Raw genomic sequence first — 22,688 nt, 5'->3', positions numbered from 1 at the left:
CCGTTCTTCACCAACTATCGACCGCAGTTCTACTTCCGGACGACGGACGTGACGGGTGTCGTGCACCTGCCGGAAGGCACGGAAATGGTGATGCCGGGCGACAACGTGGCGATCATGGTCGAACTGATCGTGCCGATCGCCATGGAGGACGGTCTGCGCTTCGCCATCCGCGAAGGCGGCCGCACCGTCGGTGCCGGCGTCGTCTCCAAGATCATCGAGTAATGCATTCGGACGGCGCGTCCTAGCCGGACGCGCCGACCGGTTTCGAGACAGTCACCCAGGACAGTCATAATGAACGGGCAAAACATCCGCATCCGGCTCAAGGCGTTCGATCATCGAGTTCTCGATGCGTCGACGCGAGAGATCGTGAACACCGCCAAGCGGACGGGCGCGCGCGTGCGCGGTCCGATCCCGCTGCCGACGCGGATCGAGAAATTTACCGTCAACCGCTCGCCGCACATCGACAAGAAGAGCCGCGAGCAGTTCGAAATGCGGACCCATAAGCGGCTGCTCGATATCGTCGAGCCGACCCCGCAGACGGTCGATGCCCTGATGAAGCTCGATCTTGCCGCCGGCGTCGACGTCGAGATCAAGCTGTAAGGACGAGGAAAGCGACACGGTCATGCGCTCAGGACTGATCGCTCAGAAGGTCGGGATGACCCGTATCTTCACGGACGCCGGAGAACAGATTCCGGTTACCGTGTTGAAGGTCGACGGCTGCCACGTGGTGGCCCACCGGACCAACGAGAAGAACGGCTACACCGCGCTGCAGCTCGGTGCGGGCCTTGCCAAGGCGAAAAACACGGTACGGGCGATGCGCGGACATTTCGCGGTCGCCAAGGTGGAGCCTCGCCGCAAGCTCGCCGAGTTCCGGGTGAGCCCGGATAACCTCATCGAGGTTGGCGCCGAGCTGACGGCCGAGCATTTCGTGCCCGGCCAGCGGGTCGACGTGACCGGTACGTCCATCGGCAAGGGCTTTGCCGGTGCGATGAAGCGGCACAATTTCGGCGGTATGCGCGCCTCTCACGGCGTGTCGATCAGCCACCGCGCACACGGCTCGACCGGCAACAGCCAGGACCCCGGCAAGGTGTTCAAGGGCAAGAAGATGGCCGGCCACATGGGCGACGTGCGGGTGACCACCCAGAATCTCGAGGTGGTCAACACGGACGTGGAGCGTGGGCTGATCATGGTTCGCGGTGCGGTTCCCGGCGCCAAGGGCGGCTGGGTGCTGATGCGCGACGCCGCGAAGACCGAGGCGCCGGAAGGCGTTCCGGTGCCCGGTGCGGTCCGCACTGTCGGCGGACAGGTTCCGGCAGCGGAATCCGCTCCTGAAGCCGCAGCCGATGCCGCTCCCCAAGCTGACAGCGGCGCGGAGGCCTGAGAACAATGAAAATCGACGTAATCGCGCTCGACGGCAAGAAATCCGGATCGGTCGATCTCTCCGATGAGATCTTCGGCCTGGAACCGCGCGCCGACCTTCTGCAGCGCATGGTGCGTTGGCAGCTTGCCGCCAGGCAGGCTGGCACGCACAAGAGCAAGCGCCGCAGCGAGGTCAGCGGTACCACCGCGAAGATGTTCAAGCAGAAGGGCACGGGTCGTGCCCGGCACGGTGCCCGCACCGCGCCGCAGTTCCGCGGCGGCGGTAAGGCATTCGGTCCGCTCGTGCGCAGCCATGCCCACGATCTGCCGAAGAAGGTGCGGATGCTGGCGCTCAAGCACGCCTTGTCGACCAAGGCGAAGTCGGACGCGCTCATCGTGGTCGACAGCGCCGCTGCCGACACCGCCAAGACCAAGGCGCTTGCGGAGAAGTTCGCGAAGCTCGGCCTGACCTCGGTGCTCGTCATCGACGGTAAGGAGATCGAGAACAATTTCCGGCTGGCGTCGCGAAACCTGGTGTCGGTCGATGTGCTGCCTGTGCAGGGCATCAACGTCTACGACATCCTGCGCCGCGACAAGCTGGTGCTGACCAAGGCCGCCGTAGAGGCGCTGGAGGAACGGTTCAAATGACCAATCTCAAGCACTACGACATCCTGGTCGCGCCGGTGATCACCGAGAAGTCGACGTTGGCTTCCGAGCAGAACCAGGTTGTGTTCAAGGTGGCGCCGACCGCCACCAAGCCGGAGATCAAGGCTGCCGTAGAGGCCCTGTTCTCGGTGAAGGTGAAGAACGTGAACACGCTCGTGCGGAAGGGCAAGGTCAAGCGCTTCCGCGGCATCAAGGGCAAGCAGAATGACGTCAAGAAGGCAATTGTGACCCTCGAAGAGGGCCACGCCATCGACGTCACGACGGGCCTTTGAGGCGCGTAAGGCGAGGGCAATAGAAAAATGGCACTCAAGACCTTCAATCCGACGACGCCGGGCCAGCGCCAGCTGGTGATCGTCGACCGCGCCAATCTCTGGAAGGGCGGCCCGGTCAAGAAGCTGACCGAAGGCCTGACCAAGTCGGGCGGACGGAACAATGCCGGCCGTATCACGGCGCGTCGCCGCGGCGGCGGACACAAGCGGCTGTACCGCATCGTCGACTTCAAGCGTACGAAGTTCGATGTTCCGGGAACCGTCGAGCGGCTCGAATACGATCCGAACCGGTCCGCGTTCATCGCGCTGATCAAGTACGAGGACGGCGAGCTGGCCTACATCCTGGCGCCGCAGCGCCTGGGGGTCGGCGATACGGTCATCGCGTCCAAGCAGGCCGACGTGAAGCCCGGCAACGCGATGCCGCTGGCGTCCGTTCCGATCGGCACGATCGTGCACAACGTCGAGATGAAGCCCGGCAAGGGGGGCCAGATTGCGCGTTCGGCGGGCACTTATGTGCAGCTTGTCGGCCGCGACTCAGGTTATGCAATCCTGCGGCTGAATTCCGGCGAGCAGCGCCTGGTGCACGGTGCGTGCATGGCCACTGTCGGGGCCGTGTCCAACTCGGACCATGGCAACATCAACGACGGCAAGGCTGGCCGGTCGCGCTGGCGGGGCAAGCGTCCTTCTGTTCGCGGCGTCGCCATGAACCCGGTCGACCATCCGCACGGCGGCGGTGAAGGCCGCACGTCTGGTGGCCGTCACCCGGTCACCCCGTGGGGCAAGCCGACGAAGGGCAAGAAGACCCGTCGTAACAAGGCGACGCAGAAATTCATTCTGCGCTCGCGTCACTTGAAGAAGAAGTAGGGCTAACCGATGACCCGTTCAGTCCGGAAAGGGCCGTTTGTAGACGGCTATCTCCTCAAGAAGGCGGATGCCTCTCGGCAGTCTGGCCGCAACGAGGTGATCAAGATCTGGAGCCGTCGCTCGACGATCCTGCCGCAGTTCGTCGGCCTCACCTTTGGTGTCTACAACGGCCAGAAGCACATCCCGGTGCAGGTCAGCGAAGACATGGTGGGCCACAAGTTCGGTGAGTTCTCGCCGAGCCGTACGTATTACGGCCACACGGCCGACAAAAAGGCGAAGAGGAAGTAAGCGATGGGCAAGGCCGCTCGCGAACGCACTCTGCCCGAGAACGAGGCGAAAGCGGTGATGCGCAACCTGCGCGTCAGCCCGCAGAAGCTCAATCTCGTGGCCGCCGCGATCCGCGGCAAGAAGGTAGCGTCGGCACTCGCCGATCTTGCCTTCTCGAAAAAACGGATCGCCAAGGACGTCAAGAAGACGCTGGAGTCGGCTATCGCCAATGCCGAGAACAACCATGACCTCGACGTCGACGATCTGATCGTCGCCGAGGCGCATGTCGGCAAGGCGCTGGTGATGAAGCGGTGGACGCCGCGTGCACGTGGTCGCGTTGGCCGCATTCACAAGCCGTTCTCGCATCTGACCATCGTCGTGAGACAAGTCGAGGAGTCCGCCTGATGGGCCAGAAAGTTAATCCGATCGGCCTGCGGCTGGGCATCAACCGCACGTGGGACTCGCGCTGGTTCGCAAATCCGCGTGACTACGGTTCGCTGCTGCACGAAGACATCAAGATCCGCGAAATGCTGAAGAAGAGTCTGAAGCAGGCCGCGGTCGCCAAGATCGTCATCGAGCGTCCGCACAAGAAGTGCCGCGTGACCATCCACACCGCCAGGCCGGGCATCGTTATCGGCAAGAAGGGTGCGGATATCGAGAAGCTTCGTAAGAAGATCGGCGCGATGACCGACTCCGAGGTGCACCTCAACATCGTCGAGGTGCGCAAGCCGGAAATCGACGCGATGCTCGTCGCCGACTCGATTGCCCAGCAGCTGGAGCGGCGCGTGTCGTTCCGCCGGGCGATGAAGCGGGCGGTCCAGTCCGCGATGCGCCTGGGCGCCGACGGCATCCGCATCAACTGCGGCGGTCGTCTCGGTGGCGCCGAGATCGCGCGGATGGAGTGGTACCGCGAAGGCCGCGTGCCGCTTCACACCCTGCGCGCCGATATCGATTACGGCGAGGCTACTGCTGTGACTGCCTATGGTACGTGCGGCGTCAAGGTCTGGATCTTCAAGGGCGAGATCCTTGAGCACGATCCGATGGCGTCGGAGCGTCGGGCGACAGAGGCTGCCGAGAGCGGCGGCGGTGGACGTCCGAGCCGTCGCGAGGGCCGGTCCGACTGAGGCCGACAGGAATTGAACGAGAAGAGCCATGCTTCAACCCAAGCGCACAAAATTCCGTAAGCAGCACAAAGGCCGCATTCGCGGCGTTGCAAGCACCGGAAACCAGCTCAACTTCGGATCCTTCGGCATCAAGGCCATGGAGCCGGAGCGGATCACCGCGCGCCAGATCGAGGCCGCGCGACGCGCCATCACGCGTCACATGAAGCGTGCCGGTCGCGTGTGGATCAGGATCTTCCCGGACGTGCCGGTGTCGAAGAAACCGACCGAAGTACGCATGGGTAAAGGCAAGGGAGCGCCGGAATACTGGGCGGCCAAGGTCAAGCCGGGGCGGATCATGTTTGAGATCGACGGCGTTCCCGCCGATGTCGCCCGCGAGGCACTGCGGCTCGGCGCTGCCAAACTGCCGATCAAGACGCGCTTTATCGCGCGTATCGGCGAGTGAACGGAGTAGGTGAAATGAAGGCGAGCGAGGTCTGGTCGAAGACCGAAGACGAGCTCAAGGGCGAACTGGCGAACCTGAAGAAGGAGCAGTTCAACCTGCGCTTCCAGCAGGCGACCGGCCAGCTGGAGAATACGTCGCGGGTGCGCCAGGTGCGCAGGGACATCGCGCGGATCAACACCGTGCTCGCCGGCAAGGCCCGCGCGGCCAAGGCTTGAGGTTAGGTGAAATGCCGAAGCGAATTCTGCACGGTACCGTCGTCAGCGACAAGAACGACAAGACCATCGTCGTCCAGGTGGAGCGCCGTTACACGCATCCCCTGCTGAAGAAGACGGTCCGCACGAGCAAGAAGTATCACGCTCATGATGCCGACAATCAGTTCAAGGTCGGTGACATTGTGCGGATACAGGAGTGCGCCCCGATCTCGCGCAACAAGCGCTGGATAGCGTTGGCGGAATAGAGACGAAACTTTAACGGTAAGGCATCGCGCGCCCGATAATTGCAAGCAGGGGCCCGCGAAGAGAAGGATAAGAGGCCGGCCATGATCCAGATGCAGACAAGTCTCGATGTCGCCGACAATTCGGGCGCGCGCCGGGTGCAGTGCATCAAGGTGCTGGGCGGTTCCAAGCGCAAGTACGCTCATGTCGGCGACATCATAGTGGTGTCGGTGAAGGAGGCTATTCCGCGCGGACGTGTGAAGAAGGGCGACGTCATGAAGGCGGTCGTCGTGCGTACCGCGAAGGATATCCGCCGCCCTGACGGCAGCGTGATCCGCTTCGACCGCAACGCCGCGGTTCTGGTGAACAACCAGAAAGAACCGATCGGCACCCGTATTTTCGGCCCTGTGCCTCGCGAGTTGCGTGCGAAGAACCATATGAAGATCGTATCGCTCGCGCCGGAGGTGTTGTGATGTCGATGGCGAAGATCAGGAAGGGCGACCGCGTCATGGTGCTTAGCGGCCGTGATAAGGGCAAGTCCGGTGACGTTCTGAAGATGGAGCCGGCCAAGAGCCGCGCGATCGTTCAGGGCGTCAACATGGTGCAGCGGCACCAGAAGCAGACGGCGTCCGAAGAGGGCGGGATCAAGGCGAAGGAAGCGCCGATCAATCTGTCGAACCTAGCGCTTCTCGACCCCAAGGACGGCAAGCCGACCCGGGTTGGATTCAAGATTTTGAAAGATGGCCGCAAGGTGCGTTTCGCCAAGCGGTCCGGAGAAGTGATCGATGGCTGAAGCAGCATACGAGCCGAGGCTCAAGACGCACTATCGCGATGTCGTTCGTGGCCAGCTCAAGGACGAGTTTAGCTACTCGAACGAGATGAAGGTGCCGCGCCTCGAGAAGATCGTGCTCAACATGGGCGTCGGCGAAGCCGTGGGCGACCAGAAGCGCGCACAGGCGGCGGCGAGCGACCTGACCCTGATTGCCGGGCAGAAGGCGCTGGTTACGCATGCGCGTACTTCGATCGCCAGCTTCAAGGTGCGCGAGGGCATGGCGCTCGGCGCCAAGGTCACGCTGCGCAAGGGGCGCATGTATGAGTTTCTCGACCGTTTCGTGAACATCGCGCTGCCGCGGGTTCGTGACTTCAGGGGCCTTAACCCGAAGAGCTTCGACGGCCGGGGCAATTACGCGATGGGTCTCAAGGAGCACATCGTGTTCCCGGAGATCGATTACGACAAGGTCGACCACGTAATGGGCATGGATATCGTTGTGTGCACCACGGCGCAGACCGACGATGAGGCCCGGGCCTTGCTCAAGGCCTTCAACTTCCCGTTCCGCGCTTGATCGCGGCAACGGGAGACCTCAGGAGGTTTTTTTAATATGGCGAAGAAAAGTGCGATCGAGAAGAACCGGAACCGCGCGCGCCTGGTGAAGAAATTTGCCAGCAAACGCGAACGGCTGAGGGCGATCGCCGACGATGAGTCGCTGTCGATGGAAGAGCGCTTTCAGGCGCGTCTGAAGCTTGCCGCTCTGCCGCGCAACTCGGCGCCGTCGCGCATCCGCAACCGCTGCGAAGTGTCGGGTCGGCCGCGCGGGGTCTACCGCAAACTGAAGCTCTCGCGCATCGCGCTGCGGGAACTCGGGTCGCGGGGCATGATCCCGGGCATGGTCAAGTCGAGCTGGTGAGGTAACGAGCAATGGCCATGAGTGATCCGCTGGGCGATATGCTCACCCGCATCCGTAATGCGCAGATGCGGCGCAAGAATAAGGTGAATACGCCGGCGTCTTCATTGCGCCGCCGCGTGCTCGATGTGCTGCAGGCCGAAGGCTACATCCGGGGATATTCCGAAGTGGAATTCGACGGTGGCAAGGCGGAGTTCGAGATCGAACTCAAGTACTTCGACGGCGAACCGGTGATCCGCAAGATCGAGCGGGTCTCCAAGCCGGGCCGCCGGGTGTATGCCTCGGTGAAGAACCTGCCGACGGTCTCCAACGGCCTCGGCGTGTCGATTGTGTCGACTCCCAAGGGTGTCATGCCGGACTGGCAGGCGCGCGAAGAGAATGTCGGCGGCGAGGTACTGTGCCGCGTCTTCTGACGTCGGCCAAAGGGAACGATCGGAGACGATTTCGATGTCGCGTATCGGAAAAAAGCCGGTTGCCGTGCCAAGCGGCGTAACGGCGGCGATCGCCGGGCAGAGCGTTTCGGCCAAAGGGCCGAAGGGCGAGCTGTCCGTTGTCCTCAATGACGAGGTTGCCGTCGAGATGACCGACGACGGGATCAAGGTCGAGCCGCGCGACGATTCCAAGGACGCGCGGTCGAAGTGGGGTCTGTCGCGGACGCTCGTCTCGAATATCATCGTCGGGGTCAGCGAAGGCTTCAAGCGTGAGCTGGAGATCCAGGGCGTTGGTTACCGCGCCCAGGTTCAGGGCAACAAGCTGCAGCTTGCGCTGGGCTTCAGCCATGACGTGAACTACCCGATCCCGGACGGGATCAGCATCGAGTGCCCGAAGCCGACCGAGATCGTCGTCAGCGGCATCGACAAGCAGCGGGTCGGCCAGGTGGCCGCCGAGATCCGCCGCTTCCGCCCGCCGGAGCCGTATAAAGGCAAGGGCGTCAGGTACAAGGACGAATATGTCTTCCGCAAGGAAGGCAAGAAGAAGTAGCGAGATCGGCGATGAGCAAGGGTTTGACAGGCCGCGAAAAGCGGACAATGCGGGTCCGGCGGGCACTCCGTCGGGCGGCCAACGGCCGGCCGCGGCTGAGCGTGCACCGCTCCTCGAAGAACATCTACGCGCAGGTCATCGACGATGCCGCCGGCCGTACGCTGGCCTCGGCTTCGACGATGGAAAAGGATCTGCGCGGCACACTGAAGACCGGTGCGGACCGGGCTGCGGCCGAAGCGGTCGGAAAGCTCGTGGCCGAGCGGGCGGTCGAGGCCGGCATCAAGCAGGTGGTGTTCGATCGTGGCGGCTATCTGTATCACGGGCGGGTAAAGGCACTCGCCGACGCAGCGCGCGAGGTCGGCCTCGAATTCTGAGGCCGGCGAGATACGCGACAGAAAGAGGAATAGAGACGTGGCAGGCCGGGTAAGAGAAGATCGCGAGCGCGACAGCGAATTCGTGGACAAGCTCGTCCACATCAATCGTGTCGCCAAGGTCGTCAAGGGCGGCCGCCGGTTCGGGTTCGCCGCGCTGGTGGTTGTCGGCGACCAGAAGGGCAGGGTCGGATTCGGCCACGGCAAGGCCCGTGAGGTGCCGGAGGCGATCCGCAAGGCGACCGACGCCGCGAAGCGCTCGATGGTGCGTGTGCCGCTGCGCGAGGGACGTACGCTTCATCACGACGTCGCCGGACGCTGGGGCGCCGGTCGGGTGCTGCTGCGCGCCGCGCCTCCCGGTACGGGTATCATCGCCGGCGGTCCGATGCGCGCCGTGTTCGAGACGCTCGGCGTCCAGGACGTGGTCGCCAAGTCGCTCGGTTCGTCGAACCCGTACAACATGGTTCGCGCTACGTTCGAGGCGCTGAAGGCCGAGGATAGCCCGCGGTCGGTCGCGGCGCGTCGCGGTCTCAAGGTGTCTGCCCTGCAGTCGCGGCGTCGTGACGCCGTCGGCGACGCTGCGGCGGAAGCCTGAGACAGCGTGCAGGAGACAGTCTTATGGCCAAGAAAAGCGGAAAGACGATTACGGTCGAGCAGATTGGCTCGCCGATTCGCCGTCCGGGCGACCAGCGCGCAACGCTGATCGGGCTCGGGCTCAACAAAATGCACAAGAAGCGCACGCTGGAAGATACCCCGGCGGTGCGTGGCATGATCACCAAGGTCCAGCATCTGGTCCGGGTGGTCGAGGAAAATTGAACGACAGAGAGCGGATAAAATGAAGCTCAACGAGATCGCAGACCGTCCCGGCGCCCGTCAGGCCCGCAAACGCGTGGGCCGTGGCATCGGTTCCGGCCTCGGCAAGACCGCGGGACGCGGTCACAAGGGTCAGAAATCGCGGTCCGGCGTCGCCATCAAAGGCTTCGAGGGCGGCCAGATGCCGCTGCACCGGCGGTTGCCGAAGCGCGGATTCCACAATATCTCAGCGAAGTCGTTCGCCGTCGTTAACCTGGATCGTATCCAGACGGCGATCGATGAGGGCAAGCTCGACGCGAAGCAGGCGGTGACAACCGACATGCTCGTTGCGACGGGTATCGCGCGGCGGACCAAGGACGGCGTGCGGCTCCTGGGTAGCGGCGAGCTGACGACCAAGGTGTCGTTCCAGGTGCAGGGCGCCTCGAAGAACGCGGTCGCTGCGGTCGAGAAGGCCGGCGGCAGCGTCGAGATCGCCGCAATGGCGCCGAGGGCGGCGGCCGAGCCGCCGAAGTCGAAGAAGGCCGCCGAGCGGGCTTCCAAGGCGAAGAAGCCGGCGGCCAAGAAGGCCGCGGCGAGCGAAGACAAGCAGGGCTGAGGCAGCGCCAACGTTGCCCGGCCGATATTAACCCGGGCAACGTGCGGCGGAGGGGAAAATGGCGTCAGCAGCTGAACAACTTGCAGCGAATCTGAATTTCGGCGCGCTTGCGAAAGCGACCGAACTGAAGCAGCGCATCTGGTTCACCCTCGGTGCGCTGCTGGTGTATCGGCTCGGCACCTATATTCCGCTTCCGGGGATCAACCCGCAGGCGGTCGCTGATATGTTTCAGCAGCAGTCCTCGGGCATTCTGGGCATGTTCAACATGTTCGCCGGCGGCGCCGTCGAACGTATGGCGATCTTTGCCCTCAACATCATGCCGTATATCTCGGCCTCGATCATCGTGCAGCTGTTGACCGCGGTTTCGCCGCATCTGGAACAGCTCAAGAAAGAGGGCGAGCAGGGTCGCAAGACGCTGAATCAGTACACGCGCTACGGCACGGTTTTCCTTGCCGCGCTGCAGGCCTACGGCATCGCCGTCGGCCTGGAAGGGGCCGGCAGCGTCGTCAACGATCCGGGGATGTTCTTCCGGTTCACGACGGTCGTGACGCTGACTGGCGGCACGGTGTTCCTGATGTGGCTGGGCGAGCAGATCACCCAGCGCGGCGTCGGTAACGGCATTTCGCTGATCATTTTCGCCGGTATCGTCGCCGGTCTGCCCTCGGCGATCGCCGGGATGCTCGAACTGGGCCGTCAGGGCGCCATGTCGACGGGTATCATCCTGGCCATCTTCGTGATGGCGGTCGGCGTGATCGCGTTCATCGTGTTCGTGGAGCGGGCGCAGCGCCGGCTTCTGATCCAGTATCCCAAGCGCCAGGTCGGCAACCGGATGTTCCAGGGCGATTCCTCGCACCTGCCGCTCAAGCTGAACACAGCCGGTGTTATTCCGCCGATCTTCGCGTCGTCGCTGCTCTTGCTGCCGATCACGGTCGCGAATTTCTCGAGCGGCGAGGGGCCGGCATGGCTCACGACGGTGACTGCACTGCTCGGTCACGGCCAGCCGCTGTACATGCTGTTCTATGCCCTTGGTATCATCTTTTTCGCCTTCTTCTACACGGCGGTGGTTTTCAATCCGGCCGATACCGCCGACAACCTGAAGAAGCATGGTGGCTTCATTCCGGGCATCCGTCCGGGCGAGCGCACCGCCCAGTACATCGATTACGTGCTGACCCGGATCACGGTCATCGGCGCGATCTACCTCACGCTGGTCTGCCTGTTGCCTGAATTCCTGGTGACGGCCTGGAACGTACCCTTCTACTTCGGTGGCACGTCGTTGCTGATCGTCGTGTCGGTGACGATGGACACGGTCTCGCAGGTTCAGGGGCACCTTCTGGCGCATCAGTACGAGGGGCTCGTCAAGAAATCTCGCTTGCGAGGGGGGCGTCGCAACCGATGAGACTGGTACTTCTGGGTCCGCCCGGCGCTGGCAAGGGAACCCAGGCTGTCCGGATCTCCGAGCGCTTCGGGATTCCGCAGCTTTCTACGGGTGACATGCTGCGCGCCGCTGTCGCCGCGGAGACGGCGCTCGGACTGGCAGCCAAGGACGTGATCGCGCGCGGCGATCTGGTGCCGGACGATGTGGTCGTGCAGATCATTTCCGAGCGGATAGATCTGCCGGATTGCAAGAATGGCTTCATTCTCGACGGTTTTCCGCGGACCGTCGCCCAAGCCGAGGCACTGGACGCGCTGTTGGCGCAGAAAGCCATGAAGCTCGATGCCGTTGTCGAACTGTCGGTCGACGATTCGGTTCTGATCGATCGCATCGAGAAGCGGGCCAAGGAAACCGTTGGCGGACCGCGTGCGGATGACAATGCGGATGCGCTGAAAAAGCGTCTCGATGTCTATCACGAGCGCACGGCGCCGCTGATTGCCCATTACGGGTCGAAGAACATGCTTCGCTCGGTTGACGGCATGGCCGAAGTCGACCAGGTGGCGAAGGATATCATTTCTGTTCTGGAAGCTGCGTGAGCAGATCCGGAATTGTTAGGCAGAGGTTGACGAAACACATAGCGATACGATATCCAGCGGCAACTATCCGCAAGGAATAGAGCCGACGGGTGTCATCCGGTCTGAAGCTGGGCCGGGGCGCCCGTATCTGCGTTGTGTTAAAGTCTGACCTTAAGTGATCGAGAAACCGGCCGGCTGGGCCGGACGGAATTGGAGCGAAGATCGTGGCTCGAATTGCAGGCGTCAACATTCCGACCAACAAGCGCGTGGAAATCGCGTTGCGGTATATCCACGGCATTGGTCCCGCCAAAGCCAAGGAAATCTGCGAGAAGGTCAGCATCCCGCCGGAGCGGCGGGTCAACGAACTTTCGGACGCCGAAGTCCTGCAGATCCGCGAGACGATCGACCGGGATTATCTCGTCGAAGGCGATCTGCGCCGCGACGTGGCGATGAACATCAAGCGGCTGATGGACCTTGGGTGCTATCGCGGCCTGCGGCACCGTCGCGGCCTGCCTGTACGCGGCCAGCGGACGCACACCAATGCGCGGACCCGGAAGGGCCCGGCCAAGGCGATCGCGGGCAAGAAGAAGTAATCGGCTTCCAGCCGCGACGCTTATAAGAAGGACAGTACACGATGGCCAGAGACACCACGCGCGTTCGCCGCCGGGAGCGTAAGAATATTACCTCCGGCGTGGCACACGTAAGCGCGTCGTTCAACAATACGAAGATCACCATCACCGACGCCCAGGGCAACGCCATTTCGTGGTCGTCGGCCGGTACGATGGGGTTCAAGGGCTCGCGGAAGTCGACGCCGTTCGCCGCGCAGATGGCGGCGGAGGACGCGGCCAAGAAGGCCGCCGAGCACGGAATGCGTACGCTTGAAGTGGAAGTTCGCGGTCCGGGGTCGGGCCGTGAGTCCGCGCTTCGCGCGCTTCAGGCCGCGGGCTTCACGATCACCGCTATTCGTGACGTTACCCCGATCCCGCACAACGGCTGCCGCCCGCGCAAGCGCCGCCGGGTCTGACTATTTTGGCCGGCGACGGGACCGTCCCGACCGCCGGATCCGCTGCGGATGGAATAGCGGTTTTCGTTCGCGCGGATTGTGAGCAATCCAACGAGGTTCGACCGTGATTGAGAAGAACTGGCAAGAGCTGATCAAGCCGAACAAGCTCGAGGTGCTTCCGGGTTCCGACCCGAAGCGCCTGGCTATCATCGTGGCCGAGCCGCTCGAGCGCGGTTTTGGCACGACCCTCGGCAACGCCCTCAGGCGGGTGCTGCTGTCGTCGCTCCAGGGCGCGGCGGTAACGTCGGTACAGATCGACGGTGTGCTGCATGAGTTCTCGTCGATCGCCGGCGTGCGCGAGGATGTGACCGACGTAGTCCTGAACATCAAGGACGTGTCGGTCAGCATGCAGGGCGAAGGCCCCAAGCGCATGGTGCTGAAGAAGCAGGGCCCCGGTCGGGTGATGGCCGGCGACATCCAGACGGTCGGGGATATCGAGGTCCTCAATCCGGATCTCGTCCTGTGCACGCTCGACGAAGGTGCCGAGATCCGCATCGAGTTCACGGTCAATACCGGCAAGGGCTATGTTGCCGCCGACCGCAACCGTCCGGAAGACGCACCGATCGGCCTGATTCCGGTCGATAGCCTCTACAGCCCGGTGCGCCGCGTCTCCTACCGTGTCGAGAACACCCGCGAAGGGCAGATCCTCGACTACGACAAGCTGACGATGGAGATCGAGACCGACGGCTCGGTGAAGCCGGAGGACGCGATTGCCTATGCCGCGCGCATCCTTCAGGACCAGCTCAACGTCTTCATCACCTTCGAGGAGCCGAAGGCCGAGGTCGTCGAGGAGATGGTTCCGGAGCTCGCCTTCAATCCGGCGCTGCTCAAGAAGGTCGACGAACTGGAGTTGTCGGTGCGTTCGGCGAACTGTCTGAAGAACGACAACATCGTCTATATCGGCGACCTGATCCAGAAGTCGGAAGCGGAGATGCTCCGTACCCCGAACTTTGGCCGCAAGTCGCTGAACGAGATCAAGGAAGTGCTGGCCCAGATGGGTCTTCATTTGGGCATGGAAGTGGTGAATTGGCCGCCGGAGAACATCGAAGAGCTGGCCAAGCGCTACGAGGATCATTACTGAGACGCGGCGAACGCGTCTGCGACGAATTCGAGGAGAGTGCCATGCGTCACGGCAAGACCGGCCGCAAGTTGAATCGTACGGCGAGTCACCGCAAGGCGATGTTCGCCAACATGGCCGCGTCGCTGATCCGCCACGAGCAGATCGTCACGACGCTGCCGAAGGCCAAGGAACTGAAGCCGATCATCGACAAGCTGGTCACGCTCGGTAAGCGCGGTGACCTGCACGCGCGCCGCCAGGCGATCAGCCAGATCGGCGACAAGGAGGCGGTCTCCAAGCTCTTCGCCACGCTTGCGGAGCGCTACAAGGATCGCGCCGGCGGCTACAGCCGGGTGCTGAAGGCCGGGTTTCGCCATGGCGACGCCGCGCCGGTTGCGGTGATCGAGCTGGTGGATCGCGACGAGAGTGCCAAGGGTGCCGAGGATCGGGCCCGGCATGAGGCGGAAGCCGCCGAGGAAGGCGAAGCGGCGTAAGTCGCCTCGCGTATCCGCGACAGAGTTTCAAGGGGCCTTCGGGCCCCTTTTTCGTGCGCCAGCACCCCAGCGACATTACGGCGGTCGGCGAATCGGCGGGCGCGCCCTATAGGAACGGGATGGTTTCGCCCGATCATCCCGACAAATACCGCGTTCTCGAGGATGCCTTCGGTTTCTCGACCTTCCGGTCGAGGCAGGAGGAAATCGTCGATGCGATGCTGAGCGACCGCAACGTGCTCGCGGTGATGCCGACGGGCGCCGGCAAGTCGCTGTGCTTCCAGCTTCCCGCGCTGGTGAAGGGCGGGTTGAGCATCGTCGTATCACCGCTGATCGCGCTGATGGACGACCAGGTTGCCGCCCTGAAACTGTCCGGCCAGAACGCCGAGGCGATCCATTCCGGTAAGTCGCGGGACGAGAATGTCGAGATCTGGCGGCGCGTGATGCGCGGTGAGGTGAGCCTGCTCTATATGTCGCCCGAGCGGCTGATGACGCCGCGCATGCAGGCCGCGCTGGCCAAATTTACGCTAGGGCTGATCGCCGTCGACGAGGCACATTGCATTTCCCAGTGGGGGCACAGTTTCCGGGCGGAATATCTGATGCTCGGCATGCTGCGGGAGGCGTTTCCGGGGGTGCCCATCATCGCACTGACGGCAACGGCCGACCGGTCGACCCGCGACGACATTTCCGAAAAGCTCTTTGGCGGTGACGTTTCGGTATTCGTGTCCGGGTTCGACCGGCCCAATATCTCGATCACGGTCGCCGAAAAGACGCGGGCAGGGGCGGAGATCGAGCGTTTCGTCAAATCACGGGGCGGGCAGAGCGGGATCGTTTACCGGATCTCGCGCAGAAAGGTCGAGGATACCGCCGCGGCGCTGTCGGCGGCCGGCATTCGCGCGCTCGCCTATCACGCCGGGATGCCGCCTTCGGAGCGCTCGGCGAACCAGGAAGCATTCCTCGCCGAGCCCGGGATCGTCATGGTGGCGACCGTCGCCTTCGGCATGGGGATCGACAAGTCGGACGTGCGCTTCGTGGTGCACGGCGACGTCCCCTCGAGCCTCGAGGCGTATTACCAGGAGATCGGCCGGGCGGGACGCGACGGCGAGCCTGCCGACGCCTACATGCTGTACGGGCTGGAGGACGTGCGTACGCGCCGTCGGTTCATTGACGAGGCCGACTGCGAACCGGAGCGCCGGCGTGTCGATGCGTTCCGGCTCGATGCCCTGATCGGATTCTGCGAGGCGACCAGCTGTCGGCGGGTGGCGTTGCTCGCCTATTTCGGCGAGACCTCGCAGGCCTGCGGCAACTGCGATATCTGCCTCGATCCGCCGGCGCTCGCCGACGGGCGTGACGTGGCGCGGCTGGCCATCGATCTCGTGCGGACGACCGGCGAGCGTTACGGCGCCGCGTATATCGTATCGCTGCTGACCGGCGAGACGAACGACATGGTGCTGTCGCGCGGACACGATTCGCTGCCCTTGTTCGCCGCGGGAACCAGCCGCAAGAAGGCCGAGTGGCGCTCAATTTTGCGACAGCTCGTCGCCGCCCGCGCGTTGCACGCGGAATCCGGCGCCTTCGGATCCCTGATGCTCGGCGAGAAGGCCGAAGCCGTGTTGAGCGGCGACCACGAATTTCTGATCCGTCTGCCGAGCCACGGCAAGTCGCGCCGGAGCAAGCGCGGGAGCGCGCCGGAACGCCGACTGAACGGGTCGGAAACGGAGATTCTGGTTCGCCTGAAGGCGCTAAGGCGCGAAATCGCGGCCGAAAAGGGCGTTCCCGCCTATGTCGTCTTTCCAGACCGGACGCTGGAAGAGATGGTCGTCACGCATCCCCGGTCGCTCGACGACATGGCGCGGGTGCGCGGCGTGGGGGCGGCGAAACTCGAGGCGTTCGGCCGGACCTTCCTCGATGCGCTGAACGGATAGGTCGTGGTGGTTGACCCGACGCGCTAACTGGTCATGCTGCCGCCGTTCTTTTCGCCTAACCGCCACCTATATTGGCTTCATGAACGAGCACCCGATGATCCGAACCATCTTTGTTGCTGCCGTCGCCGCGCTTTTCGGCGCCCTACCGGCCTCCGCCCAGACGAAGGTGGTTCCTGATAGCGAGGCGGCGATCACCTATTCCTATGCGCCGATCGTCAAGCAGGCGGCGCCGGCGGTGGTCAACGTCTATTCAAGCCGCGTGGTTCGCCAGTCGAACATGCCGCCCTTCTTCAACGATCCGTTCTTCCGGCGGTTCTTCGGCGGGCCGGATGCTTTCGGTCAGCGCGAGCGGGTGCAGAAATCCCTCGGGTCCGGCGTGGTCGTCGATCCGTCCGGCTTCGTGGTGACGAACGCGCACGTGATCGACGGCGCCGACGAGGTCAAGGTGGCGCTGTCGGACCGCAGGGAATTCGAGGCGGAGGTCGTGCTTAAGGACGAGCGGACCGATCTGGCCGTCCTGAAGATCGAGGGCGACAAGCCGTTTCCCGCGCTCGAGTTTGCCGATTCCGATGCGCTCGAGGTCGGCGATATCGTACTGGCGATCGGCGATCCGTTCGGCGTCGGCCAGACCGTGACCAGCGGCATCGTCTCGGCGCTCGCGCGCACCCAGGTCGGCGTGTCCGACTACGGCTTCTTCATCCAGACCGATGCCCCCATCAATCCCGGCAATTCGGGCGGCGCGCTGCTCGACATGCACGGCCGCGTGGTCGGCATCAACACGGCGATCTATTCGCGCTCGGGCGGATCGCATGGCATCGGCTTCGCCATCCCGGCCAACATGGTGCGGCTCGTCGTTGCCAGCGCGCAGAGCGGTGGCGATCTGATGCGGCCATGGTTCGGCGCCAGCGTGCAGGAGGTGACACCGGATATCGCCGACAGCCTCGGCATGGAGCGTCCCGTCGGGGTGCTGGTCGCCAATCTGCACCCGAAAGGCCCGGCGGCGATCGCGGGCCTGAAAACCGGCGACGTCATTGTCGCCGTGGAGGGCAACGAGGTGCTCGATCCGAACGCGTTCCGCTATCGCATCGCGACGCGTGGCGTCGATACGGAGACGACGCTGGATGTGATCAGCCGCGGCGAGACGCAGACGATCAAGGTGGCGCTGATCGCGCCGCCCGAGGAGCCGGCGCGCGATGCGCGCGATCTCGACGGGCCGTCGCCGCTGACCGGCATTCGCGCCGCCAACCTGTCTCCGGCGGTTGCCGAGGAGTTGTCGCTCGACAGCGAGGCGACCGGCGTCGTCGTGGTGTCGCTCCGGCGCGGGTCGCCGGCCCAGCGGGTCGGCTTCCGGGTCGGCGACACCATCTACGAGATCAACGGCGAAACCATCGAGACAAGCGAACAGCTCGACGCCTACGTCAAGGAGCGCCGCCGCAGCTGGCAGGTCACGATCGTCCGCGACGGACGCATGGTCACCTCGGTATTCGGCGGATAGCGTCCCGAAGCGTATCGGCGCGTCCGGCCGATACCCCGATCAGAACGTCCGCTTCCAGCCGACCGAGGCGCTGAACTGGTGCATCTCGATCTCGATCGACGAGCCGGGGGTCACGCCGAAGGGCGTGACTTCGGGGCCGGTGACCGAGTTCGAGAAGGCATAGAGGACGCCGAAGTCGATCGAATCGCGCTCGGTAATCCTGATGTTGCCGCCGCCGGTCAGGTGGTGCTCGACGACACCCGGCGCGATCACGTTGAGCGTGACGTCGTCGGAGCCGATCGGGTTGGTGGCGAAGGCGTATCCGGCGCGCCAGGTGAAGCGCTCGTTCTGGCGCCATTCGACCCCGACCTTGAAGACGTCGACGTCGTCCCAGCCGAAGCCCGGTCCGTCATCGGACCCGAGGGGGGCGGGGAAGAACGGATTCCCGATCGCATCGACGTCCGAATAGAAGATGTGCTGATAGTCGAACATCAGCGTCAGGTCGTCGACGACATCGACGGCGATACCTGCCGTTACCGACGGCGGGATGTCGAATTCGCCCTGATTGGCGAACAGGCCCGCGTAGCTGTCGAATTTCTGCATCCACATCTTGGTCTGGCCGGAGAGTCCGATGCGGACAGTGTCGGTCACGTCCACCAGGACGCCGGCACGCAGGCCGCCACCGAACGACATCTCGTGGCCGTTGTTGGTGAGGGCGAGAGGATTGGACGAGAAGGGGGCGAACACCCCGAGCCCCGTGGCTTCGAAGGACTGGATGGCGAGCGTCGGGGCGATGCCGATCGCCACATTGCCGAAGCGGCGGGCGTAGGTCGCCGAGAGGAAAACCTGCATCAAGTCGACGCCGGCCTTGCCGCCGCAGAAGACGCCCGGCGAGAAGCCGCCGCAACCGGGCGCAAGGTTCAGGACGTCGCCATAGTCGGTATTCTGGCCGCCATTGCCGTAAAGGGTGAAGTTGATCGACGAGTCCTCGTCGATCGGGTGGTTGTAGGCCAGGTTGGGAATGAAGAAGAGGTTCCGGTCGCTACGGATGTCACCCGGGGCGACGAGGATCGTTCCGCTCGCTTCGTATCCGCGAAACGGTGCGAAGAACTCGATGCCCAGCTGGAACTCGCGGTCGACGTCCGCCGCCGTGGCCGGATTAATCGCCGCCGACATGGCGTCGGTGGCCTGTGCGACACCGGCGCCGCCGGTGCTGCGCTGGGCGACGCCGTAACCAAGGGCGAATTGTCCTTCGGTTGCATCCGCCAGGGGAACACCGACGATTGCCGATGCCATTGCGAAGACCGGCGCAATCCGAACGAGCCTTGAGATGGATTTCACTGTATTCCCCCCCTGCCGGCCGGATTTCTGGTGACTGGTGCGGGAGCTGGGACGAACACGGACCGGCCGCCGCCGTGCTCGTATTCACGAACGTGAATGTAAATAATGGATTCATTGCAATGCAAGCGGGAATTGAAGGCCGAGAGAAAAAGCCGAACTGCGTGTGCCGTGGGCCACAAACCAGGCAACGGTGGCTCCGGGGAGATTTCCCCGGGCGGCTTGTCCGGATCGATTGGGTGCCACACTTAGAACAGCATGATAGGTAAGCCATTGGTTTTCCGAGATTTCATGATCAGCCTGGGATTGAGATGAGCACTCTGTTCGAAGCCGCCGGCATGGAGCGGGACCTGCCTCGTCCACTCGCCGATCGCCTGCGCCCGAAAACCTTGTCGGAGGTCGTCGGCCAGGATCATCTGGTCGGCCCCGAGGGGGCTCTGACCCGGATGCTCAGGTCGGGCGGGCTCGGCTCCCTGGTTCTCTGGGGGCCGCCTGGCACGGGCAAGACGACGGTTGCGCGGCTTCTGGCGGGCGAGACCAATCTCGCCTTTGAACAGCTGTCCGCGATCTTCTCCGGCGTCCAGGATCTCAAGAAGGTGTTCGAGGCGGCGCGCCAGCGCCGGACGATGGGGCAGGGCACATTGCTCTTCGTCGACGAGATCCATCGTTTCAACCGGGCCCAGCAGGACAGTTTCCTCCCCGTGATGGAGGACGGCACGGTTGTGCTGATCGGTGCGACGACGGAGAACCCCTCCTTCGAGCTCAACGCCGCGCTTCTGTCGCGCGCCCAGGTTCTGGTGTTCCGTCGTCTGGAGGCGGCCGCGATCGGCGAGCTGCTGGCGCGGGCCGAGGAGGTCGAAGGCAGAAGACTGCCGGTCACGCCGGAAGCGCGCGAGGCGCTGGTCGGCATGGCCGACGGCGACGGACGGGCGGCGCTGACGCTGGCCGAGGACCTCTACCGGGCGTCATCGCACGACGACATGTTCGATATCGCCGGCCTGACGGAGGTCGTGCAGCGACGCGCGCCGATCTACGACAAGGGCCAGGACGGCCACTACAATCTCATTTCCGCCCTGCACAAGTCGGTACGCGGGTCCGATCCGGACGCGGCGCTGTATTATCTCGCGCGCATGTTTGCCGCCGGCGAGGATCCCCTCTTTATCGCGCGGCGCGTGGTGCGGATGAGCGTCGAAGATATCGGACTTGCCGATCCGCAGGCGCTGGTGGTCGCGAACGCGGCGAAGGACGCATACGACTTTCTCGGCAGTCCAGAAGGCGAACTGGCGATCGCGCAGGCGGTGATCTACATGGCGACCGCGCCGAAATCGAATGCCGCGTACAAGGCGTTCGGTGCCGCCGGCCGCGCCGCACGGGAATTCGGGTCGCTGGCACCGCCCAAGCACATCCTCAACGCGCCGACCAAGCTGATGAAATCGGAAGGTTACGGGGCCGGTTACGAATACGACCACGACGCGGCCGACGCGTTTTCAGGCCAGGACTACTTCCCGGAGGAAATGGAGCGGCAGGCCTTCTACAATCCGCCGGAGCGCGGCTTCGAGCGGGAAATCCGCAAGCGCCTCGATTACTGGGCGAAGCGCCGGCGCACCCGCGAGGTGGGCGACGACGAGTAGCACGCGTCGCCATCGTCTCGGCTCGGGAGGCCGCGAAACTGAAGATTGACTGCGCGCGGGCCATTCGCAAATCCGTCCAAATACGATGCTTACCTGTCTGGCCGGCCAATCCTCGAAGACCCGGGCCACACGCATGCGAGTTCTCATTTTCTACGGAACGACCGAAGGTCAGACGCGCAAGATCGCCCATTTCGTCGCGGACCGCGTCGAAGCCGTCGGGCACATGGCGATCGTTGTCGATGCGGCGGACGCGGCATCCGACTTCGAGATCCCGCCGGTCGATGCCGCGATCATCGCGGCATCGGTCCATGTCGGGCACTACCAGTCGGCCGTTCAGCACGTCATAAAGGCGAACTGCGACCGACTTGCAGCAATACCGACGCTGTTTCTGTCCGTTTCGCTGGCGGCGGCCGGTGACGGTAGCGACCTCGAGGATATAGGGCACTGTGCGGACCGGTTCCTGCGCGCGACCGGATGGGCACCGGCGCGCGTCGAACATGTCGCCGGTGCGTTCAAGTACACGGAATATGATTTCTTCAAGCGGTGGGCGATGAAATACATCGCCCTGCGGCACGGCCAGCCGACCGACACCAGCCGCGACTACGAGCTGACCGACTGGCCCGGACTCGAAAGCACGGTCGAGGAGTTCCTTGCGGGCCTAGGAGGCTAGGGCCGGGACAGGCGCTAGGCACCTTCGCCGCGGCGCAGATTGAGCAGCGCCTTTCGGGTTTCGACGACGGCGGACCACAGCCTGTCGTTCTGCTTGATGCCGCGCTTGGTGCGTTGCCAGAGCCTGAAGGCACCGGACGTTGCCGCGCCCGCACTGGTCAACGCCACGGCCGAATCGACGAGTTCGGTCGGCACTTCACACCAGTTGTCCTTGTAGCCCTCGTCACCGATCGTGAAGTCGAACAGCGCGAGCTCCTTGTCGAAGCTCCACTGCATCAGTCTGTACATCAGTTGCCGGCCCGGCGAGTACTTTGCGAAGGTGTCGAGATCGTAGCTGTGCAGGACGTAATAGTAGGTGTCGGCGAAGACGAGGCCGAAATTCGCCGCCGCGATGCAGTCGCCGCAATAGAGCGCGGAGAGCTGGACGACGCTATCGGGATCCACGCTGCCGTGCGCGAGCTGGCGATAGAAATCGGCCACGCCGGGAGGCGCGAACATGTCGTCGACGCCAATGCGCGCGAGCCCATCGCGCTTCTGCGCGAATATCGTTTCGAGGATCGCCTCGGCGGTCACGTGGTCCTGCGCAATGACGAACGACAGCTCACCGTGTTCGGAAAGCTGACGTTCCTTGGAGCGGTCGGTCCGGCGCCATCCCTTTCCGCGCTTCGATTCGTAGTAGGTGTTCCAGTTCGGTTCCAGCCGCGTCGCATGGGCGCCGTTGGCGTTGGGGTAGGTGCGAAGCTGCAGCAACGGATTCGCCGTGCCGCGCAGGTCGGTGGGCATCTTGGCGAAATGCAGGACATCGGCGCCGCCGATCGCCTCGACGAAGCCGGTCACGAAGGCGTCGAAGGCCGATCTGTCCCCGGCGAGGTGGCGCAGGTAGGCCTCGTCGAAGAGGCCGCCATGATAGTCCGCCTGGTCGCCGCCCAACCACTCGACGGTGCGGCTGGCGAGCTTTCGCCGTGTGCCGAGCGGCAGCAGATACAGGAGGCGGCCGTCTTCGCCCGTTCCGGTCACGAATACCGGCTCGATATCCTCGTTCGGCGCGACGTGCCGGCACCAGGCCGACAGGAACTCGTAGGTCTGGAATACGTGGCAGACGGCGGTGGTCTCGAACAGGCGCCATACGGGCTCGAGCGATGCGATATCCCGGGTCGTCGCGACCCGAATCCCGGCGAAAGCGGTGGTGCCGCCCGAAAAGTCCCGCGTGGGCGCGTAGTTCATGG

The 22,688-nt window shown here is 63.9% G+C and carries 34 protein-coding genes; 32 read left to right on the top strand and 2 right to left on the bottom strand.

Annotated features, from left to right (window positions below; translation table 11 throughout):
- The 30 genes from ACSF9G_RS12700 to ACSF9G_RS12555 form a co-directional block, all read left to right on the top strand.
- The coding region (locus ACSF9G_RS12700; RefSeq protein WP_495542735.1) for an EF-Tu C-terminal domain-related protein at positions 1-222 on the top strand (222 nt) is incomplete at its 5' end.
- A 69-nt stretch (positions 223-291) separates the two neighbouring features.
- Positions 292-600 (top strand): 30S ribosomal protein S10, encoded by a 309-nt coding sequence (rpsJ, locus tag ACSF9G_RS12695; RefSeq protein WP_261618100.1) that lies wholly within the window; start codon positions 292-294, stop codon positions 598-600.
- Positions 601-622: 22 nt separating this feature from the next.
- Entirely contained in the window at positions 623-1,381 is a 759-nt protein-coding gene (gene rplC / locus ACSF9G_RS12690; RefSeq protein WP_436642057.1) for a 50S ribosomal protein L3, read from the top strand.
- A gap of 5 nt (positions 1,382-1,386) precedes the next feature.
- Positions 1,387-2,007 carry a 50S ribosomal protein L4 gene (gene rplD, locus ACSF9G_RS12685; RefSeq protein ID WP_436642055.1) on the top strand — a complete coding sequence of 207 codons (621 nt, stop codon included), beginning with the start codon at positions 1,387-1,389 and terminating at the stop codon, positions 2,005-2,007.
- The gene (locus tag ACSF9G_RS12680; RefSeq protein WP_261618097.1) at positions 2,004-2,297 is read left to right on the top strand and encodes a 50S ribosomal protein L23; all 294 of its coding nucleotides are present in this window, start codon (positions 2,004-2,006) and stop codon (positions 2,295-2,297) included. The genes rplD and ACSF9G_RS12680 overlap by 4 nt, the downstream gene beginning before the upstream one ends.
- A gap of 27 nt (positions 2,298-2,324) precedes the next feature.
- Positions 2,325-3,158, top strand: a complete 834-nt coding sequence (gene rplB, locus ACSF9G_RS12675) for a 50S ribosomal protein L2 (protein WP_436642053.1) — start codon at positions 2,325-2,327, stop codon at positions 3,156-3,158.
- Between the two features lie 9 nt (positions 3,159-3,167).
- A complete protein-coding gene (rpsS, locus tag ACSF9G_RS12670; protein WP_261618095.1) occupies positions 3,168-3,446 on the top strand; it encodes a 30S ribosomal protein S19 in 279 nt (92 codons plus the stop codon).
- A gap of 3 nt (positions 3,447-3,449) precedes the next feature.
- Positions 3,450-3,830: a 50S ribosomal protein L22 gene (rplV, locus tag ACSF9G_RS12665; protein ID WP_436642050.1), complete on the top strand. Its 381-nt coding sequence runs from the start codon at positions 3,450-3,452 to the stop codon at positions 3,828-3,830.
- Positions 3,830-4,549, top strand: a complete 720-nt coding sequence (gene rpsC, locus ACSF9G_RS12660; RefSeq protein WP_436642048.1) for a 30S ribosomal protein S3 — start codon at positions 3,830-3,832, stop codon at positions 4,547-4,549. Before rplV ends, rpsC begins: the two co-directional genes overlap by 1 nt.
- A 28-nt stretch (positions 4,550-4,577) precedes the next feature.
- Positions 4,578-4,991 (top strand): 50S ribosomal protein L16, encoded by a 414-nt coding sequence (rplP, locus tag ACSF9G_RS12655; RefSeq protein WP_436642046.1) that lies wholly within the window; start codon positions 4,578-4,580, stop codon positions 4,989-4,991.
- Positions 4,992-5,005: 14 nt separating this feature from the next.
- Positions 5,006-5,206 (top strand): 50S ribosomal protein L29, encoded by a 201-nt coding sequence (gene rpmC, locus ACSF9G_RS12650; RefSeq protein WP_261618091.1) that lies wholly within the window; start codon positions 5,006-5,008, stop codon positions 5,204-5,206.
- A gap of 11 nt (positions 5,207-5,217) precedes the next feature.
- The gene (rpsQ, locus tag ACSF9G_RS12645) at positions 5,218-5,448 is read left to right on the top strand and encodes a 30S ribosomal protein S17 (RefSeq protein WP_436642044.1); all 231 of its coding nucleotides are present in this window, start codon (positions 5,218-5,220) and stop codon (positions 5,446-5,448) included.
- A gap of 81 nt (positions 5,449-5,529) precedes the next feature.
- Positions 5,530-5,898, top strand: a complete 369-nt coding sequence (rplN, locus tag ACSF9G_RS12640; RefSeq protein ID WP_436642042.1) for a 50S ribosomal protein L14 — start codon at positions 5,530-5,532, stop codon at positions 5,896-5,898.
- Positions 5,899-5,903: 5 nt separating this feature from the next.
- Complete coding sequence (gene rplX, locus ACSF9G_RS12635) at positions 5,904-6,218, top strand: 50S ribosomal protein L24 (RefSeq protein WP_436642150.1); 315 nt, start codon at positions 5,904-5,906, stop codon at positions 6,216-6,218.
- On the top strand, positions 6,211-6,768 hold the full coding sequence (rplE, locus tag ACSF9G_RS12630) for a 50S ribosomal protein L5 (RefSeq protein WP_436642040.1): 558 nt from the start codon (positions 6,211-6,213) through the stop codon (positions 6,766-6,768). The genes rplX and rplE overlap by 8 nt, the downstream gene beginning before the upstream one ends.
- Before the next feature lie 36 nt (positions 6,769-6,804).
- Complete coding sequence (gene rpsN / locus ACSF9G_RS12625) at positions 6,805-7,110, top strand: 30S ribosomal protein S14 (protein ID WP_436642038.1); 306 nt, start codon at positions 6,805-6,807, stop codon at positions 7,108-7,110.
- A gap of 11 nt (positions 7,111-7,121) precedes the next feature.
- Positions 7,122-7,520, top strand: coding sequence for a 30S ribosomal protein S8 (rpsH, locus tag ACSF9G_RS12620; protein ID WP_436642036.1), 399 nt, complete (start codon positions 7,122-7,124; stop codon positions 7,518-7,520).
- A 34-nt stretch (positions 7,521-7,554) separates the two neighbouring features.
- Complete coding sequence (gene rplF, locus ACSF9G_RS12615) at positions 7,555-8,088, top strand: 50S ribosomal protein L6 (RefSeq protein ID WP_436642034.1); 534 nt, start codon at positions 7,555-7,557, stop codon at positions 8,086-8,088.
- A gap of 11 nt (positions 8,089-8,099) precedes the next feature.
- Positions 8,100-8,462 (top strand): 50S ribosomal protein L18, encoded by a 363-nt coding sequence (gene rplR, locus ACSF9G_RS12610; protein WP_436642032.1) that lies wholly within the window; start codon positions 8,100-8,102, stop codon positions 8,460-8,462.
- A gap of 10 nt (positions 8,463-8,472) precedes the next feature.
- Entirely contained in the window at positions 8,473-9,054 is a 582-nt protein-coding gene (gene rpsE, locus ACSF9G_RS12605) for a 30S ribosomal protein S5 (protein ID WP_436642148.1), read from the top strand.
- A gap of 23 nt (positions 9,055-9,077) precedes the next feature.
- Complete coding sequence (rpmD, locus tag ACSF9G_RS12600) at positions 9,078-9,275, top strand: 50S ribosomal protein L30 (RefSeq protein WP_436642030.1); 198 nt, start codon at positions 9,078-9,080, stop codon at positions 9,273-9,275.
- 19 nt (positions 9,276-9,294) lie between these two features.
- Positions 9,295-9,867, top strand: coding sequence for a 50S ribosomal protein L15 (gene rplO / locus ACSF9G_RS12595; RefSeq protein ID WP_436642028.1), 573 nt, complete (start codon positions 9,295-9,297; stop codon positions 9,865-9,867).
- Positions 9,868-9,925: 58 nt separating this feature from the next.
- The gene (gene secY, locus ACSF9G_RS12590) at positions 9,926-11,263 is read left to right on the top strand and encodes a preprotein translocase subunit SecY (RefSeq protein WP_436642026.1); all 1,338 of its coding nucleotides are present in this window, start codon (positions 9,926-9,928) and stop codon (positions 11,261-11,263) included.
- Positions 11,260-11,835, top strand: coding sequence for an adenylate kinase (locus ACSF9G_RS12585; RefSeq protein WP_436642024.1), 576 nt, complete (start codon positions 11,260-11,262; stop codon positions 11,833-11,835). The genes secY and ACSF9G_RS12585 overlap by 4 nt, the downstream gene beginning before the upstream one ends.
- A gap of 203 nt (positions 11,836-12,038) precedes the next feature.
- The gene (gene rpsM / locus ACSF9G_RS12580) at positions 12,039-12,407 is read left to right on the top strand and encodes a 30S ribosomal protein S13 (protein WP_436642022.1); all 369 of its coding nucleotides are present in this window, start codon (positions 12,039-12,041) and stop codon (positions 12,405-12,407) included.
- Between the two features lie 41 nt (positions 12,408-12,448).
- Positions 12,449-12,838: a 30S ribosomal protein S11 gene (gene rpsK / locus ACSF9G_RS12575; protein WP_436642020.1), complete on the top strand. Its 390-nt coding sequence runs from the start codon at positions 12,449-12,451 to the stop codon at positions 12,836-12,838.
- Positions 12,839-12,923: 85 nt separating this feature from the next.
- Positions 12,924-13,958 carry a DNA-directed RNA polymerase subunit alpha gene (locus tag ACSF9G_RS12570; protein ID WP_436642146.1) on the top strand — a complete coding sequence of 345 codons (1,035 nt, stop codon included), beginning with the start codon at positions 12,924-12,926 and terminating at the stop codon, positions 13,956-13,958.
- Positions 13,959-13,999: 41 nt separating this feature from the next.
- A complete protein-coding gene (gene rplQ / locus ACSF9G_RS12565) occupies positions 14,000-14,428 on the top strand; it encodes a 50S ribosomal protein L17 (RefSeq protein WP_436642018.1) in 429 nt (142 codons plus the stop codon).
- 119 nt (positions 14,429-14,547) lie between these two features.
- On the top strand, positions 14,548-16,350 hold the full coding sequence (gene recQ, locus ACSF9G_RS12560) for a DNA helicase RecQ (RefSeq protein WP_436642016.1): 1,803 nt from the start codon (positions 14,548-14,550) through the stop codon (positions 16,348-16,350).
- Between the two features lie 94 nt (positions 16,351-16,444).
- On the top strand, positions 16,445-17,845 hold the full coding sequence (locus tag ACSF9G_RS12555) for a DegQ family serine endoprotease (RefSeq protein WP_436642014.1): 1,401 nt from the start codon (positions 16,445-16,447) through the stop codon (positions 17,843-17,845).
- A 39-nt stretch (positions 17,846-17,884) separates the two neighbouring features.
- Here ACSF9G_RS12555 and ACSF9G_RS12550 read toward each other — a convergent pair whose 3' ends face one another.
- A complete protein-coding gene (locus tag ACSF9G_RS12550) occupies positions 17,885-19,120 on the bottom strand; it encodes an OmpP1/FadL family transporter (RefSeq protein ID WP_436642012.1) in 1,236 nt (411 codons plus the stop codon).
- A gap of 353 nt (positions 19,121-19,473) precedes the next feature.
- Between ACSF9G_RS12550 and ACSF9G_RS12545 the strand changes: the two genes are divergently transcribed.
- Positions 19,474-20,793 (top strand): replication-associated recombination protein A, encoded by a 1,320-nt coding sequence (locus tag ACSF9G_RS12545; RefSeq protein WP_436642010.1) that lies wholly within the window; start codon positions 19,474-19,476, stop codon positions 20,791-20,793.
- Positions 20,794-20,926: 133 nt separating this feature from the next.
- Positions 20,927-21,463, top strand: coding sequence for a flavodoxin domain-containing protein (locus ACSF9G_RS12540; protein ID WP_436642008.1), 537 nt, complete (start codon positions 20,927-20,929; stop codon positions 21,461-21,463).
- 14 nt (positions 21,464-21,477) lie between these two features.
- Here ACSF9G_RS12540 and ACSF9G_RS12535 read toward each other — a convergent pair whose 3' ends face one another.
- Positions 21,478-22,686, bottom strand: a complete 1,209-nt coding sequence (locus ACSF9G_RS12535; RefSeq protein ID WP_436642006.1) for a GNAT family N-acetyltransferase — start codon at positions 22,684-22,686, stop codon at positions 21,478-21,480.
- Between the last annotated feature and the right edge of the window lie 2 nt (positions 22,687-22,688).

Origin of the sequence: Microbaculum mangrovi (assembly GCF_051390635.1) — a bacterium.
GTDB lineage: Bacteria > Pseudomonadota > Alphaproteobacteria > Rhizobiales > Tepidamorphaceae > Microbaculum.
This window is presented reverse-complemented; position numbering and strand designations above follow the sequence as displayed.